Source organism: Flaviflexus massiliensis, from assembly GCF_001375495.1.
GTDB classification, from domain to species: Bacteria; Actinomycetota; Actinomycetes; order Actinomycetales; family Actinomycetaceae; genus Flaviflexus; species Flaviflexus massiliensis.
The window spans coordinates 638,995-654,734 of record NZ_LN831058.1 but is presented as its reverse complement, the minus strand read 5'-3'; the positions used below and the strand labels follow the sequence as shown (position 1 = coordinate 654,734).

Annotated in this window: 14 protein-coding genes and 2 tRNA genes; 6 read left to right on the top strand and 10 right to left on the bottom strand. The window is 57.5% G+C overall.

Going from position 1 to position 15,740, the window contains the following annotated elements; genetic code table 11:
- Positions 1 to 388 precede the first annotated feature (388 nt).
- The 10 genes from BN1241_RS06815 to dnaA form a co-directional block, all read right to left on the bottom strand.
- A tRNA-Ala gene (locus tag BN1241_RS06815) sits at positions 389 to 461 on the bottom strand.
- Complete coding sequence (locus BN1241_RS13275; RefSeq protein ID WP_222704416.1) at positions 462 to 587, bottom strand: DLW-39 family protein; 126 nt, start codon at positions 585 to 587, stop codon at positions 462 to 464. It abuts the tRNA gene before it with no gap.
- A 20-nt stretch (positions 588 to 607) separates the two neighbouring features.
- Positions 608 to 681: transfer RNA gene (locus tag BN1241_RS06810), tRNA-Ile, on the bottom strand.
- Between the two features lie 185 nt (positions 682 to 866).
- Positions 867 to 1,268 (bottom strand): DUF3566 domain-containing protein, encoded by a 402-nt coding sequence (locus tag BN1241_RS06805; protein ID WP_230198282.1) that lies wholly within the window; start codon positions 1,266 to 1,268, stop codon positions 867 to 869.
- On the bottom strand, positions 1,265 to 3,811 hold the full coding sequence (gene gyrA, locus BN1241_RS06800; RefSeq protein ID WP_147599458.1) for a DNA gyrase subunit A: 2,547 nt from the start codon (positions 3,809 to 3,811) through the stop codon (positions 1,265 to 1,267). Before gyrA ends, BN1241_RS06805 begins: the two co-directional genes overlap by 4 nt.
- 80 nt (positions 3,812 to 3,891) lie before the next feature.
- Positions 3,892 to 5,952 (bottom strand): DNA topoisomerase (ATP-hydrolyzing) subunit B, encoded by a 2,061-nt coding sequence (gyrB, locus tag BN1241_RS06795; RefSeq protein WP_054952906.1) that lies wholly within the window; start codon positions 5,950 to 5,952, stop codon positions 3,892 to 3,894.
- A gap of 161 nt (positions 5,953 to 6,113) precedes the next feature.
- Positions 6,114 to 6,707, bottom strand: a complete 594-nt coding sequence (locus BN1241_RS06790; protein WP_054952905.1) for a DciA family protein — start codon at positions 6,705 to 6,707, stop codon at positions 6,114 to 6,116.
- A complete protein-coding gene (recF, locus tag BN1241_RS06785) occupies positions 6,697 to 7,896 on the bottom strand; it encodes a DNA replication/repair protein RecF (protein ID WP_054952904.1) in 1,200 nt (399 codons plus the stop codon). The genes BN1241_RS06790 and recF overlap by 11 nt, the downstream gene beginning before the upstream one ends.
- 50 nt (positions 7,897 to 7,946) lie before the next feature.
- Positions 7,947 to 9,086 carry a DNA polymerase III subunit beta gene (gene dnaN / locus BN1241_RS06780; RefSeq protein ID WP_054952903.1) on the bottom strand — a complete coding sequence of 380 codons (1,140 nt, stop codon included), beginning with the start codon at positions 9,084 to 9,086 and terminating at the stop codon, positions 7,947 to 7,949.
- 384 nt (positions 9,087 to 9,470) lie between these two features.
- Positions 9,471 to 10,994, bottom strand: coding sequence for a chromosomal replication initiator protein DnaA (gene dnaA / locus BN1241_RS06775; protein ID WP_054952902.1), 1,524 nt, complete (start codon positions 10,992 to 10,994; stop codon positions 9,471 to 9,473).
- Positions 10,995 to 11,380: 386 nt separating this feature from the next.
- On the opposite strand from dnaA, the gene rpmH reads away from it, so the two are divergent.
- From rpmH to rsmG, 6 genes are read left to right on the top strand one after another with little or no spacing between them, the layout of a single operon-like run.
- A complete protein-coding gene (gene rpmH, locus BN1241_RS06770; protein ID WP_054952901.1) occupies positions 11,381 to 11,518 on the top strand; it encodes a 50S ribosomal protein L34 in 138 nt (45 codons plus the stop codon).
- Positions 11,519 to 11,532: 14 nt separating this feature from the next.
- Positions 11,533 to 11,892, top strand: a complete 360-nt coding sequence (gene rnpA, locus BN1241_RS06765) for a ribonuclease P protein component (RefSeq protein WP_077138316.1) — start codon at positions 11,533 to 11,535, stop codon at positions 11,890 to 11,892.
- A complete protein-coding gene (gene yidD / locus BN1241_RS12310) occupies positions 11,889 to 12,299 on the top strand; it encodes a membrane protein insertion efficiency factor YidD (protein WP_077138315.1) in 411 nt (136 codons plus the stop codon). Before rnpA ends, yidD begins: the two co-directional genes overlap by 4 nt.
- Before the next feature lie 3 nt (positions 12,300 to 12,302).
- A complete protein-coding gene (yidC, locus tag BN1241_RS06755) occupies positions 12,303 to 13,559 on the top strand; it encodes a membrane protein insertase YidC (protein WP_054952899.1) in 1,257 nt (418 codons plus the stop codon).
- A gap of 43 nt (positions 13,560 to 13,602) precedes the next feature.
- Entirely contained in the window at positions 13,603 to 14,163 is a 561-nt protein-coding gene (locus tag BN1241_RS06750) for a Jag family protein (RefSeq protein ID WP_054952898.1), read from the top strand.
- A 4-nt stretch (positions 14,164 to 14,167) separates the two neighbouring features.
- Entirely contained in the window at positions 14,168 to 14,794 is a 627-nt protein-coding gene (rsmG, locus tag BN1241_RS06745) for a 16S rRNA (guanine(527)-N(7))-methyltransferase RsmG (protein ID WP_054952897.1), read from the top strand.
- Positions 14,795 to 15,740 lie beyond the last annotated feature (946 nt).

Sequence of the window (15,740 nt, the reverse complement as noted above, 5' to 3'; positions counted from 1 at the left end):
CACGGGACGCGAAGCCTAAAGAGCATTGAAATCAGGGACGCCGAAGTAGTCACGCGCGATCGCCTTGCCCCACACGTCGGACATCAAGATCGTGGGCTACCAGCTTTGATCCCCATTGTTGAGTCGGGTCGTCACAGAACTTGTTTCGAAAATTTCCGATCCACAACAGAAGCCGATTCAACACCAGTTCTCCTGCGACACACAATCATAGACCGAGATAAAACAGCATGATATGGTCGAACTCGGTTCGAACCGAGTTCGACTCCGATTCTCAGGCTTCACAACCAAAAACGACCCTTGTATCAATACATTCTGGCTAATACTGTCAGGAAGCCAAACTCGCCTGGGTAAACGAAGAGCGCGGCACCCAAGTGCCGCGCTCATTTTGTGGAGCCACGGGGACTCGAACCCCGAACCCTCTGCTTGCAAAGCAGATGCGCTACCAATTGCGCCATAGCCCCTCAGATTGACGGAGTGGGATCCGCAACCTCTTCCCATACTGCCTGATTAGCACGGTCAGTTGCAATCTTAATCCATGCAAGGTAACCAATGCCACTTGCGAGGAGAACTGCTGCGAACTTCTTCATGATAACCAATCAGTTGGGTGTGGGCCTAGCTGGACTCGAACCAGCGACCTCTTCCTTATCAGGGAAGCGCTCTAACCGACTGAGCTATAGGCCCGTGTTACCTGGCGGTAACGTGCCAAACAAGGTTAACTCAAGGGCAGGCTTGAAACAAAACTCAGGATTAGTGAACCTGCCTACATCCGGAAACGTCTCGTGGCCACCAGGAAACAAGTCAACTGGTGGCCACGGCACTAACGTTATCTTAACGTAACGTTTCGCCTATGCGAAATTTCCGTCTTCTCACTCGTCAGTGATGGTGATGTGAACGCCACCAACCATCATGGCGATGAGGTTGTAGAGAAGAGCGAAGATCCCGCCCAGGATTGTCAACAACACGATATCGATGATCGCGATGATGATCGAGAACGAGACAACCCTCCCGAACTCGAGGTACTGCATGAGTTCAAGAAGCGGTTCTGAACCGAGGGTTTCAAGCAGGTCACGGATCGAGGCGAACACGTTCATGGTGTCGAACACGTTCCACACGATGATCGCGGAAATCACGATCATGAACCCCACACCGACCGACAGGAGGAACGACACCTTGAGCGCGGACCACGGGTCAATACGGGAAATTGTCATGTGCGCGCGGCGCACCCCGCCACGCTGTGCCGGCTCGGGCCTGTCGGTTACTTGACTCATGACTCATCCTCATCGGTCGTATTTTCTACGGTAGAGGCTACCTCACCCGCGGGAGCGGAGTCCCCTGCTTCCACGGTGTCGACCGATTCTTCCGCCACGTTCTCGCCCTCACCGTCCTCAGGAAGCTCCTCCTCGGCAGCTTCGACGTTGCGGGCGATAGCAGCAACGCGGTCGCTGCTGTCCGGGCGAGCAAACATGACACCCTGAGTATTCCTGCCGGTCAGGGACACTTCGGAGACCGCCGAGCGAACGATCTTGCCGGAGTTCATGATGACAAGAACCTCGTCGGTGGTCTCGGTGATGAGGGCACCAACGAGATCCCCACGTTCCTCCACGAGGTTGGCAACCTTGATTCCGAGACCGCCGCGTCCCTGCGTCCTGTATTGCGAGACGCTCGTCCGCTTGGCGAAGCCACCCTCGGTCACGACGAACACTTCGGAGTCGTCACGGACGATGTCCATGGAGAGCAGCGAATCATCTTCACGGAACTTCATGCCCGTGACACCGGATGTGGCCCTCCCCATGGGGCGGAGCGCCTCATCGGTTGCGGTGAAGCGGAGCGACTGGCCCTTGCGGGAAACGAGCAGAATGTCGTCGCCTTCGTTGACGAGACGGGCCGCCACAACCTGGTCCGTCGAACCGTCAACGTGTTCACGGAGCCGGATGGCGATAAGGCCGCCCGTGCGTGGCGAATCGTAGTCCGCGAGCTTCGTCTTCTTGATGAGCCCCGACTTGGTTGCCAGCACCAGGTACTGGGCATCATCGTACGAGGAGAAGTTCAGGGCACTGACGATGTGTTCGCCCGGTTGGAAGGCCAGCAGGTTCGCAACGTGCTGTCCCTTCGCATCCCGGCTGCCCTCGGGTAGTTCGTAACCCTTGATTCGATAGACGCGGCCTAGGTTCGTGAAGAACAGGTGCCAGTCGTGGGTGGAGGCAACCGCGAAGCGATCAACCACGTCATCTCCCCGGAGGGAGGCACCGCGGATGCCCTTGCCGCCGCGATGCTGCGCCCGGTATTCCGAAACCTTCGTGCGCTTAGCGAATCCGCCACGGGTAATCGTGACGACCACGTCCTCTTCGGGAATGAGGTCCTCAACCGACATCTCACCATCGAAGGGCAGGATCTTCGTGCGGCGATCATCACCGTACCGATCAACAATGTCCTGCAGTTCATCCGACACGATCGAACGCTGCCGTTCCGGTTTGGCAAGAATGTCCTCGTAGTCGAGAACTTCGGCCTCTGCCTTCGCGTAGTCGTCGAGAATCTTCTGCCGCTCGAGAGCCGCGAGGCGGCGGAGCTGGAGGGAGAGAATTGCGTTGGCCTGCTCGGCATCGATATCGAGCAACTCCATGAGTCCCTCGCGCGCCTGATCGGCGGTTGGGGAGCGCCTGATGAGGGCGATGACCTCGTCAAGGTTGTCGAGTGCCTTGAGGTAGCCGGTCAGGATGTGGAGAAGTTCGCGTGCCTTGTCGAGGCGGAACTGGGTGCGGCGCTGAATAACCGTGATCTGGTGGTGCACCCAGTGGCGAATAAAGCCGTCGAGGGACAGGGTGCGGGGCACCCCGTCGACGAGGGCGAGCATGTTGGCCGGGAAGTTGTTTTGCAGCTGCGTGTGCTTGTACAGGTTGTTGAGAACAACCTTGGCAACCGCGTCACGCTTGAGGACGATGACGATGCGCTGACCTGCACGGCCCGACGTTTCATCGCGAATATCGGCAATGCCGGGGAGGCGGCCCTCTTTGATTCCCTCGACCATTTTTTCCAGCAACCGGTCCGGGTTCACTTGGTAGGGCAGGTCCGTGACGACGAGGCACTGGCGGCCGTGAATCTCGTCGACTTCGACAACGGCACGCTGGGTGATGGAGCCGCGACCGGTCCGGTACGCCTCCTCAATTCCCTTCTTACCGAGAATGGTGGCGCCGGTCGGGAAGTCGGGTCCCGTGATGTGCTTGAGCAGCTCCTCGAGAAGCTCTTCCTTCGTGACATCGGGGTTCTTCAGGTACCACTGGGCGCCGCTCGCAACCTCACGGAGGTTGTGGGGCGGGATCCGGGTCGCCATACCAACCGCGATGCCTTCGGAACCGTTGACGAGGAGGTTCGGGAACCGGGCGGTCAGAACCATCGGTTCTTGTAGCGAACCGTCATAGTTCGGCTCAAAATCGACCGTGTTCTGGTCAATGTCGCGCACCATTTCAACGGCGAGGGGCGCCATGCGGGCCTCCGTGTACCTGGGTGCTGCCGCACCGAGGTCGCCGGCGGTACCAAAGTTACCCTGGCCCGACACGAGCGGGTAGCGCATTGTCCACGGCTGGACGAGACGCACCATGGTGTCGTAGATGGCTGAATCACCGTGGGGGTGGTAGTGGCCCATGACGTCGCCAACGATCTTCGCCGACTTCGAGAAGGCGCTCGTGGGGCGGTATCCGCCGTCCCACATCGCATACACGACGCGGCGGTGAACGGGCTTCATCCCGTCACGGACGTCGGGCAGTGCTCGGCCCACGATGACGGACATGGAGTAGTCGAGGTATGACTTTTCCATCTCCCGCTGGAGGTCAACTTCGATGACCTCGCCGTGGTTGTACGTTCCAGTTTCTTCTTCGCTCACATCTACCCTTTAGCTTAAATATCGAGGAATCGTACGTCGTGTGCGTTCCGCTGAATGAAGCTACGACGAGATTCGACGTCTTCACCCATGAGGATCGAGAAGGTTTCGTCCGTCGCTGCGGCCTCACCGATCTCAACCTGCTTGAGCGTGCGAGTCTCGGGGTTCATGGTCGTATCCCAAAGCTCCATGTCGTTCATCTCGCCCAGACCCTTGTAGCGCTGGATCGCGCCCACGGTCTTGTCCTTCGGGAGCCTCTTACCCGCAGCCTTACCCTCTTCGAGAACACGGTCGCGTTCCGCATCCGAGAACACGTAGTCGTGCGGTGCGTTCGTCCACTTGATCCGGTACAGGGGTGGCATGGCGAGGTACACGTACCCTTCCTCAATGAGGGGCCTCATGTAGCGGTACACGAGGGTGAGGAGCAGGGTCGCAATGTGCTGACCATCGACGTCAGCGTCCGCCATGAAAATAATCTTGTGATAGCGCAACTTCGAAATATCGAACTCGTCACCAATGCCCGTACCGAACGCGGTAATAAGGGACTGGATCGTGTCCGATGAGAGAGCCCTGTCCAGGCGGGCCTTCTCAACGTTGAGGATCTTGCCGCGGATCGGCATGATTGCCTGATGTCCCGGGTCGCGGCCGTTAACGGCGGAACCGCCGGCCGAGTCACCCTCAACAATAAAAATCTCGCTATCGGCCGGATTCCGGGAGGTGCAGTCCTTGAGCTTGCCAGGCATGGAAGCCGATTCGAGAACAGACTTGCGCCGCGTTGCTTCGCGAGCCTTTCGTGCCGCGAGGCGTGCCTGGTAGGCCTGGGTTGCCTTGCGAACAATGTCCCGCGCCTCGTTCGGGTGCATATCGAACCAGGTCGACAGATGCTGGTAAGTCTGCTGCTGCACAAAGGTGCGTGCCTCCGTGTTGCCCAGCTTCGTCTTCGTCTGCCCCTCGAACTGGGGTTCACCAAGTTTGACGGACAGGACTGCGGTCAGGCCCTCGCGAACATCTTCACCGGACAGGTTCGGATCCTTCTCCTTGAGAAGACCCTTCTCCCGCGCGTACTTGTTAATGATTGTTGTCAGTGCCGAACGGAAGCCCTCTTCGTGGGTACCGCCCTCGGTCGTGTTGATCGTGTTCGCGAACGTGTGGATCGCTTCCGCGTACCCGTTCGTCCACTGCATCGCGATCTCGACCGAGATGGACTTCTCGGTGTCCTCCGCCTCGAGGTAGATCGGTTCCTCGTGAATGAGGTCGACCTTCTTCATCTGGTTGAGGAACTTGACGTAGTCAAGCAAACCACCCTCGTACCGGTACGAGATCTCGCGGTGCCCGGCAACCGGATCGTTCGCGCTCCCCTCGGCATCGCCCGTCACCTCATCGCCCTCGGCAACAGCCTCGGGACGCAGGTCGGTCAGGGTGATGCGCAGACCCTTGTTGAGGAACGCCATCTGGTGGAAACGACGCCGCAGCGTTTCAAAATCAAATTCGAGGGTCTCAAAAATGTCGCCATTGGGCCAGAACGTTTGGGTTGTTCCCGTTTCGTCGGTTGCCTCACCCTCGGTTAGCGGCTGGTCGGTGATGCCCTGGTTGTAGGAGATCGACCAGTGCTTGCCGTCGCGCTTCACCTCGGTTTCCATCCGCACCGACAGGGCGTTCACAACGGAAACGCCAACGCCGTGCAGGCCGCCCGACACGGCATACCCGCCATTGCCGAACTTACCGCCGGCGTGCAACACCGTCATGACGACCTCAACGGCGGGCTTACCTTCAGTTGGGTGCATGGCGACCGGAATACCGCGGCCGTTGTCTTCAACGCGGACGCCACCATCTTCCAGGATGGTCACCTTGATGTGATCACAGTATCCTGCGAGTGCCTCATCGACCGAGTTATCCACGACCTCGTAAACCAGGTGGTGGAGGCCTCGTTCACCGGTGGAACCGATATACATGCCTGGGCGCTTCCGCACCGCCTCAAGTCCTTCGAGAACAGTAATGTTTGCCGCATCATACGACTGGCTTTCATCAACCGTTCCCGGGCGTCGCGCATTTGCCTCCGAAAGGCGTTCGTCATCCACGTGCAGGATTCTCCTTCATTGAACCGTCCCAGCACCCCGACCATCTGAAAACATGCACAGAATGGCCTCTGTAGTCCTGGACCCTAAAACTGGTAGGTATACCTAGATTTAGATCTCATCTCATTCTAGCGCGAATAGACGATTTTCACTATTCCAACGGGCTAGTCGTAGGTGTCGCGCGGGCCCCTCCCGGGCACCGAAAACAGTCCGTGCTTCCACGACACCTGACGGGGTGTTTTCACCTTGATGGAGGTGACCACGCCTTCCCCAATCGCATCCGCAATCGCTTTCTCAACCTGGGGTAAGAGCGAATGGAGGTTAACGGCCCAGGCCGAAGAGGAGGCGGCAATCGTCAAGATGCCGTCTTCAAATTCTTCCAGCGGAGCATGCTTCGCCACCGTGGGGCCAACAATCTTGTCCCAATCGTTGCGCAGCTTCGCTACGGATAGTTGCCGTGACCATCCGGACTTCGCAATCAGTCCCGCCAGCCCATCACCGAGCGGCCGCGGGTCACGCCACGAGGGTCGCGGTCCCGAACCAACATCCCCCCAGCCGGGTCCCGGGGTTTGAATGGCAAGATCGCGCGGCATCTGCCCCTCTTGACGCGGGGCTCCCTTACCGGTGAAGGCCTTGGGTTTCCCGACGCGCTGATAGCCGTGACGGGCCTGCATGGTACGCGCCCACTCGAGTGTATGAAGACAAATATCGTCACCGGTTTCAGCGTGGGCCCGGGCCCTTGCTTCCTCAACGACCATTCGCCGTCACCTCCCCGCCATGAACACGGAACCGTGCCCCGGCAAGCTCGGTCGGCACATCATCGCCCACCGCTGCCGTGATGAATACCTGCTCAATATCACCAATCATCTCGGCAAGAGCGGAGCGGCGCTTCGAGTCGAGCTCGGCAAACACATCATCAAGAACAAGGATCGGATCGCTCTCGCGCCCCTCATCTCGCAGCAGCTGCCATTCCGCCAGCCGCAGCGAGAGCGCGTACGACCAGGTTTCCCCGTGGGAGGCAAAACCCTTGGCCGGCAAGGTGCCAAGTCCGAGAATGAGATCGTCACGGTGGGGGCCAATGAGATTAACTCCCCGATCAATCTCTCGGTCCTGCACTGCCGCGATCTCAGCCAGGATCCGTTCCTTCACTGAAACAGGATCCAGCAGCCCGTCCTCGATCCGGGTGAGAGCATCGGTATCACCGCGGTCGAGGTCTTGCGGGGTTGGGACATTTTCGGATTCACCGTCGACTCGCGCCCGGTAAATGAGATGCGGGGTGCCTCGCCCGGGCGCTATCCGTTCGTAGGCGGAGGCGATAAGGGGGCGAAGCGAACGCACGTTGCGCACCCTTTGGGACACGATCTCGGCACCGAGCTCGGCAAGCCTCTCGTTCCATACGGCAAAGCTCACCTCATCGATCGGTTCCCTGCGGCGCCGTGCCTGACCAGAGGCTTTCAAAAGGGCGGTGCGGTGCTTGAGAATCTTCTCGTATTCGGCCCGAATCCCCGCCATTCGAGGTGTTTGCTGCATGGCAATGTCATCGAGAAGCTTGCGCCTCACACCCGGATCTCCTGTCACGAGTGACAGGTCCTCGGGGGCAAAGGTGACGACACGGACGATTCCCAAAAGATCGCGGGGCCGGACATTTCCTCGATTGAGGCGGGCCCGGTTGGCTCGCCCGGCAAGGATCTCGATCTCCATCATCGTCTCGTGATCTCGATCGTTCACCTTGGCACGGACCACCGCAGCAGATCCGCCCTGCCGCACGAGCGCACTGTCGGCCGCAACCCGGTGCGAGGTGAAAGTCGCGAGGTAGGTGATCGCTTCCACCAGGTTGGTTTTGCCCTGCCCGTTTTCACCAACAAACAGGGTCACGCCGGGGCTAAACTCCAGGACCGCACTCGAATATGATCGGAAGTCATTCAACGCGAGATGGGAAATCCACACGTTTCAGTCACTCCTTATCACGTCGTTTTCTCTCCTGGATTCGCCTCACTCTAGCTGACGCCGAATGCTCGAATCGGCATCAGGAGGACGCGGAAGTCGAGCGAATCGTCACCGCCAACCTCTTCCTGGGCCGACACAACGGCTGGCTTGGAGGCGTGGGTGAAAGAAATCCGTACGTACGGGGAGTGGGTGACGGACAGAGCATCCTGCAGGTAGGACGGGTTGAAGGCCATCGCAATGTCTTCACCGTTGAGGCTTGCCTGCAGCACCTCTTTCGCCTGGGCAGAGTCGCTACCCTGACCGGCTTCGACCGTGACCTGACCCTCGGTGAATGACAGGCGCACCGCGGCGTTACGTTCAACGACGATGCGGGAACGCTTGATCGCTTCTAGGAGCTCCGTGCGCGATACGACAGCGTAACCGTTGATGTCTTTCGGGAACAGGGTGCGGACCTGAGGGTAGTCGCCGTCGATGAGACGGGACGTGTTTTCGCGCCCCACGGCCTCGAAACCGATCATCTTCGCGTTCCCCACCTCATCGAGGGTGAGGTTGATGTTTCCGGCCGAGCCGTAGGACTTAGCAATATCGGCAAGGCGAGATGCCTTGACGAGGATCCGGTCCGAAATGTCTGGTTGCGAGGGGGACCAGCTGAGCTCACGCACTGCGAGGCGGTAGCGGTCGGTCGCCATGAGAGTAATGTTCTCGCCATCAATTTCGACACAAACGGACACGAGCAGGGGCAGAGTTTCGTCATTCGAGGCGGCTGACGAAACCTGGGTGACGGCCTCCAGCCATTCCCCACCATCAACCGTGCCAAGAACGGCGGGAGTTTCGGGAAGGGCGGGGTACTCGTCCAGTGCCATCGAGTGGAGTGAGAAGCGGGCGTTTCCGCACACCACCTCGAGCTTCGTGCCATCAAGGGTGAGGTCTACTGGCCGGTTCGGTAGGCTGCGGCAAATATCTGCCAGGATCCTGCCATTGACGAGGCATTCACCCGGAGTATCGACGCTGGCTTCCGCCTCGACGAGTGCGGTGGTTTCCGGATCGTACGCCGAAACCTTGAGCGTTCCAGCACTGTCCGCCACGAGTTTGATGCCCGCAAGTACGGGAATCGCTGGACGGCTCGGAATAGTTTTCGCTGCCCACGTGACAGCATCTGCAAGCACGTCGCGCTCGACCCTCAGTTCCACCCTAGAGTCCTTCCTCAAAATAAGCTTGTAACTAGGCTAACCTTACGCGACTTGGGAGCCGAATGCGGAGGCGCAGAAGTTTTCAGCGACACTGTCCCCCGTGAGGCACTTTCCGCCCTGTTACCTCGAATGAATGACAAATTATTACTTAGGTAGTAGTAGTGGTAGGCGTTGTGGAAGCTGTGCAAATCCAGTTTTCTCCCGAAAAACTCAACACTTCCGGTGTGGAAATCTTGGGAATCAAAATGTTGATAACTTGGAGCCCCTGTGGATTGAGCCATTTGGATGAAAAAATCTTCCACATTTCCGTCAGGTTATCCACAAATTTCGACCGGTTTTCCCGTGTTATCCACAGATATTTGTGGATAAGTGGATAATGTGGCTCTAGCGAGCGGGTTTTGACGCCGCCTGCTTGATTCTCCCTGTGAGCTCCGACACGTTCTCGAAGACTTCCTTGCGCTGCGACATCTGATCGGAAATCTTCCTATTCGCATGCATGACGGTCGTGTGATCACGGTCGCCGAACAGACTGCCGATTTTCGGCAGCGACAGGTCGGTGAGTTCACGGCACAGATACATGGCGATCTGACGCGCATTCACGAGCGCACGGGTGCGGCCAACCGACGTCAGGTCATCGATCGTGATCCCGAAGTAGCTCGCGGTTTCCGCCATGATGAGCCCGGCCGTGATCTCAAAAGCATCGTGGTCAGAGATGAGGTCCTTGAGAACCGCTTCAGCACTGGCGACGCTCACGGGCTCCTTCGTAATTTCGCAGTAGGCGGTGACGCGGCGGAGCGCACCCTCCATTTCACGCACGTTCGTCGTCATCTTCGTTGCGATGAACTCGTTGACCTCGCGCGGCACGAGATTGTTGTCGTGCGCCGCCTTCTTTTCGAGGATCGCGATGCGGGTCTCGAGGTTCGGGGGCGAGATTTCGGCGGTAATTCCCGACGCGAAGCGGGAGATCATCCGCTGCTCAAAGCCATTGAGGTCTTTCGGTGGCACATCCGAGGAAATGATGATCTGCTTATTGACGTTCGAGAGTGCATTGAACGTGTGAAAGAACTCTTCAACCGTCTGGGTTCTGTTACCGATGAACTGAATATCGTCGATCAAGAGAATATCGACCGTCCGGTACTTTTCTTTGAATGCGGGCTGGGACTGGTCACGCATCGCATTAATGAACTCGTTCGTGAACTCTTCGGCAGACACGTACTTGACGTTGAGATCCGGGTACAGCTGCATGGCGTAGTTACCGGTGGCGTGCATGAGATGGGTTTTGCCCATTCCCGAATCTCCGTAGATGAAGAGGGGATTGTAGGACTTGCCCGGGGCTTCCGCCACGGCAAACGAAGTAGCGTGCGCAAACCGGTTTGATTCACCAATAACGAAAGTATCGAACTTGTACCGCGGGTTGAGGCCGGCAGCCGACAGCTTCGAATCGGAAACATCGGGCTGGGCACGACGCTCATCGGCAGCCGCATCGGCAGGCGATGCCGTCGACATGGGGTCGTGCGCATAATCATGGGGCAGAACCGATTGCGGGTAGTCGCGACCGGACTGTACCGCGCCCTCGGTCGGGTATGCCGATGGTGGTTCGGGCAGGGCCGGCGTTTCCACCGGCTGGGCAAGCGGAGCCTCGCCCAGGGAAGAGTCAACGGAAATCATGATCCGCAGATCGCGGCCGAGAATGTCGATGAGTTTGCCGGCCATTGCAGCAATCGCATTCTCTTCGAGCCAGGACTTCACAAAATCAGAACCGACCGCAATGAGGAAAACATCCTCGACAGCTGCCATGGGATGCGCCATGCGGACAAAAGCGGTTTGTGAATCAGTGAGTCGATTCTCTGACCGAAGAAGTTCAATGGCTGCGTTCCATGCCTCAAGTGCGGGGCGTGAGTCTGACATTCGGTGAACTCCTTGGACAATGTTCCGCAGGTCGCGGCTATCAGCACCATAGTCACAAAACGTGGGCATTATCCACCGACGAAAGTCCAAGTTCTCCACAGACTTATCCACAAGTGTGGAAAAGAGTGAAGAGAATTTTTAGCCAGAACTTTGGCAAAAGTCTGAAACTACAATAGTGTTATTACACAGCTGTGGATGAGAATTTTTCACCGAATGTGAATTGCTCCATTGACGATATTTCAGATCGCTCCCCGCGGTGAGTCTCATCACCTCCAGGGCTCCCGTTGTTGACCCCTCGCCGGTATTTTCCTAGTCTTTTCTAGTTACGTAACTATTTCGGCGATCTCTTCAGGCGATCCCGAATTCAAGATCGAGTGGAGAACATCATGGTGAAGCGGACTTTCCAGCCCAACAACCGTAAGCGCGCGAAGGTACATGGCTTCCGCAAGCGCATGTCGACCCGTGCAGGCCGCGCAATTCTCGCAGGCCGCCGTCGCAAGGGCCGCGCAAAGCTTTCTGCCTAGTTCGGCGAGGGCTCGTGCTTCCGGCGCACCATCGGATGAGGGCCCCCGGAGACTTTCGAGCCACAGTTCGCGGTGGTACCAGAGGTAAGTCGACAAGCCTCATGGTTCACCTGCAGTCACCGGACGGCACCGGAGAGGCCGACCAGGAACCAACCCTGGTCGGCTTCGTTGTACCCAAAACGGTGGGCAATGCCGTCATCAGGAACCGGCTGACCCGGCAACTCAAGCACCTCATGGCTGCCAGGATTGGGAACATTCCCCCAGGTCAGAAAATCGTTATCCGCGTCTTTCCTGCCGCGCGAGGCAAGACCTCGGACGAGCTCGGCGTCGAGCTTGATCGAGCACGAGCCCGAGCGCTCACCGCAAAACGATGAACATTACTGCGCGAGCCATCACCGCCACCATCCGGTGGTATCAACGCAACATTTCACCCAGGTTTGCGCCGCGCTGCCGGTACTATCCGAGCTGCTCCCAATATGGGCTCGAAGCCGTTCAGATTCACGGGGCAAGCAAGGGTACACTGTTAGCCAGCTGGCGTATTCTGCGTTGCAACCCCTGGTCAAAAGGAGGAGTCGACTACGTTCCCGAGAAGGGAGCATGGCCGAGCAAACCGCTGGGCCACGACGAACTCATGACCAAATGGAACGAAGAAAACCTAGATTCTGCCGCGTCCAGAGACAACAACTCAGGCGAGGACACCGTGCCACCCCAGGCACAGCAGAAACCACCGACAACTGACGCGCTGAACAATCAGCGTGACCGCGAGACAAGGAAAGACTGAGCCTTGGATACTATTCTCTTCCCCATCATGTGGGTCATCGCGTGGATCATGAACCTGGTCCACATGGGATTGACCGCGATCGGCCTGCCCGATGGAGCTGGATCTGCCTGGGTCTGGTCCATTGTTGGACTCACCATCGTCGTTCGACTCTTGATCCTTCCCCTCTTTAAGAAGCAGATCAACTCCTCGCGCGCACAGCAGATGATTCAGCCCGAGCTGCAGAAACTGCAAAAGAAGTACAAGAACAAGAAGGACACGTACTCTCAGCAGCGCATGCAGGCGGAGATGCAGGCGATCTACAAGGATGCGGGCACCTCGCCCTTCGCGGCCTGTATGCCCCTCCTCATTCAGACCCCCATCTTCCTCGCGCTCTTCCGTGTCCTCAACAATCTTGTTCCGATCGCGAACGGCACCCGCGGCGCAATCGGTCCGCTCGACCAGGCACTGGCCAAGGACATTGAAGCGTCCCAGGTCTTCGGCGCACCGCTCGCCGCATCCTTCAACAACGCCACCGCAGGTGGCGGCGATGAGATGACCGTCCGCATCGTCGCCATGATCCTCGTGATTCTCATGTCCGCGACCATGTTCTTCTCGCAGCGCATGATGATCTCGAAGAACATGCCCGAGGCATCCAAGTCCAGCGACAACCCGATGTACCGGACCCAGAAGATGATGATCTACATCTTCCCGGTCATCTTCCTCGTCTCCGGTGTCGCCTTCCCGATCGGTGTTCTCGTCTACTGGGTTGTCTCCAACATCTGGTCCTTCGGCCAGCAGCTCTACATGATCACCCAGGCACCCGCCCCCGGATCCGAAGCGTACAAGGCAAAGCAGAAGCGCGACCGTGAACGCCGCACCAAGCAGGGCCTGCCCGCTGAAGAAACCACGACCTCATCCGCCGTCATCGATGAACCGAAGGGGCAGCGCCAGCAGCCCGTTGGGAAGAACCGTGCCAAGCGGAAGGGGCTCGACAAGGAGCAGGCAACCGCGCTCCCCGATCCCGAACCCACTCCCGATCCGGAACCCATTGAGGAAAAGCCCTCACCTCGCTCGAAGAAGAAGTCAAAGAAGCAGCGCCAGCAAGAGACCGCTGCAACGCCGTCAACTGACGAAGAGACGAAGGTTGAGCAGAGCGAAAACTCGTCCACTCCAGCTGTTGATAAGGGCGGTATGACACCTGCCGAACGGGCAGCGGCTCGAGCTGAACGCCGGGCTGAGCAGCGCCGTCAACAGCGCAAGAAGCGCGAAGGCAATCAGTAGCCTGCACCGAATTATTTGTCCCTGCTGAATAGAAAAGATTGAAATGGCTGAATCAAACGACCGCGCCGAACTCGTGAAGAAGCTCGACGCCGAAGGCGACATCGCCGCCGACTACCTGGAAGAAATGCTTGATATCGCCGATCTCGATGGCGACATCGACATCACGATCGAAGCCGATCGAGCAAGCGTTGCCATCGTGACCGATGAGGGCTCCGACCCGCGCCTGAAGAAGCTCGTGGGCAAGAACGGTGAAGTCCTCGATGCACTTCAGGAACTCACGCGCCTCGCTGTCCAGACCTCAACAGGCGAGCGTTCACGACTCATGCTTGACATTGATGGCTACCGCGCACACCACCGTGCCCGCGTCACCGAGATCGCACGAGAAGCGATTAAGGAAGTACTCGCCACAGGCGAGGAAAAGAGCCTCGAACCCATGAACCCCTTCGAGCGTAAGGTTGTTCACGACGCTGTTGCAGAAGCCGGTCTCGCTTCTGACTCCGAAGGTTACGGACCCGACCGTCACGTCGTGATCGGACTGCCCGAAGACGACGATTACGACGAGAGCGACAACGACTCCACCGATGAGGTAGAAGAGGACGAGTAACTCAGTGCGCCAGGACGATACTCCCCCCAACGGTCCAGAGCTCTTCGGAGAACAGTGGAATCAGCTCGATACCTACGCAGACATGCTGTGGAACGAAGGAGAAGAACGCGGACTCATTGGGCCGCGTGAACTCCCGAGGCTCTGGTCCCGCCACTTGCTCAACTGCATGGCCATTAATGAGTACGTACCCGAACGCGCAATCACAATCGATATCGGATCGGGTGGTGGACTGCCGGGCATCGTGCTGGGCACTACCCGGCCGGATGTCCACGTGCACCTCGTCGAATCAATGGAACGTCGAGTCACCTGGCTCGAAGAAGTACGCGACCGACTCGAGCTCAAGAATGTCACCATTCATCGCGCCCGCATCCAAGAGCTTCACGGTGAATTCCAAGTGCAGGTCGTGACAGCACGAGCAGTCGCTGCGCTGAAGAAGCTGCTTCCGATGGCGATGCCAGTTCTCAAGAGCGGTGGACAGCTTGTTGCCCTCAAGGGTGAGCGTGCCGCAATCGAGATCGAAGAATCCCAAACCGCCATTCGGAAGAACAGGGTAGCGAAGGTCGATCTCCACGTTGTTGAAGTCGCCGGAACCGATGAAGCCACGAGAGTAGTCGTAGCACGTAAGAAGTAGCAATACATGCTATAGTGGCATTACTTAAGCAGCGCCATATCGGTGTTACTCTAGTAGCGCGTGAGCAACAGCCAGTATTAATTTGAAGGGGATTTATCCCCGGTGCTACTCAAAGAGGTGCAACACCGGGATCCCTAGCCCAGATAGAATAGGTCCTGGTCGACCATCTAGATTGGTAACGGGAGTAATTCCTAGGCCTTTCGGTTTCCGAGTGATCCTGCTCCATTTGGACCGACTGATAGTAGGTTCGCATCCAAAGGTAAATCGTTCATTTTCTGAGTTAGGGCCAAGAATCTAGTCATCAAATCATAGAGGGTAGTTTCACGTGAAACGGTAGGGTGTGGTGTACTTTCCATACGGTTTCTGTTGCTTCGAATACGTGGTTCAATCGCGTAGGTATAGAAAGCCGCCCTTCGACTCCGATCCACATTGCGACCTAAGATTCAAGAGTTGGATCATCGTACTAAAAGTACCGCAGAGTAGGGATATTTCCCTGGCCAAGCTGCGCTCTCGACAGTGATAGGCAAAGTCCTGCGTGTGTCAGATGACTGTTGGATGTTGCCAACTTTCAAGAACTCCTTGCGTTGGACTGGATGTGATTGTTATCCTCGAATCCGTTTCTTAGTCCTATGATCTATTACAAATCTTGGCCCAACGTAGTCTCACGTGAAACAAAGCTTCGCTTTCAGTTGAACAGATAAGAGGATATCTACGACGATAGAGAGCGGATATGGACAATGTACCGTTTAGCAGGCAGTTGCTGTTTTGTTGGTCGCCACTATTTAATCTGCACACAGTGACTATCGCATTGAAACGATTGTGACTGAAATCTTGCCCGTGCAGCGTTTCACGTGAAACATAGCTAGTCTATTCGATCCGGTGGCAGGCCCTCGCATGGGCGGCGCACAAGGAAACTTTCAATACGAATGGGAAATCAACTTGAGCA

Excerpts from the sequence above, each read along its gene's own strand:
- BN1241_RS06790 (WP_054952905.1), bottom strand. The coding sequence starts at position 6,707 with ATGGTCGTTGAGGAAGCAAGGGCCCGGGCCCACGCTGAAACCGGTGAC.
- BN1241_RS06805 (WP_230198282.1), bottom strand. The coding sequence starts at position 1,268 with ATGAGTCAAGTAACCGACAGGCCCGAGCCGGCACAGCGTGGCGGGGTG.
- dnaA (WP_054952902.1), bottom strand. The coding sequence starts at position 10,994 with ATGTCAGACTCACGCCCCGCACTTGAGGCATGGAACGCAGCCATTGAA.
- rpmH (WP_054952901.1), top strand. The coding sequence starts at position 11,381 with ATGGTGAAGCGGACTTTCCAGCCCAACAACCGTAAGCGCGCGAAGGTA.
- gyrA (WP_147599458.1), bottom strand. The coding sequence starts at position 3,811 with ATGGAAAAGTCATACCTCGACTACTCCATGTCCGTCATCGTGGGCCGA.
- yidD (WP_077138315.1), top strand. The coding sequence starts at position 11,889 with ATGAACATTACTGCGCGAGCCATCACCGCCACCATCCGGTGGTATCAA.
- BN1241_RS13275 (WP_222704416.1), bottom strand. The coding sequence starts at position 587 with ATGAAGAAGTTCGCAGCAGTTCTCCTCGCAAGTGGCATTGGTTACCTT.
- BN1241_RS06750 (WP_054952898.1), top strand. The coding sequence starts at position 13,603 with ATGGCTGAATCAAACGACCGCGCCGAACTCGTGAAGAAGCTCGACGCC.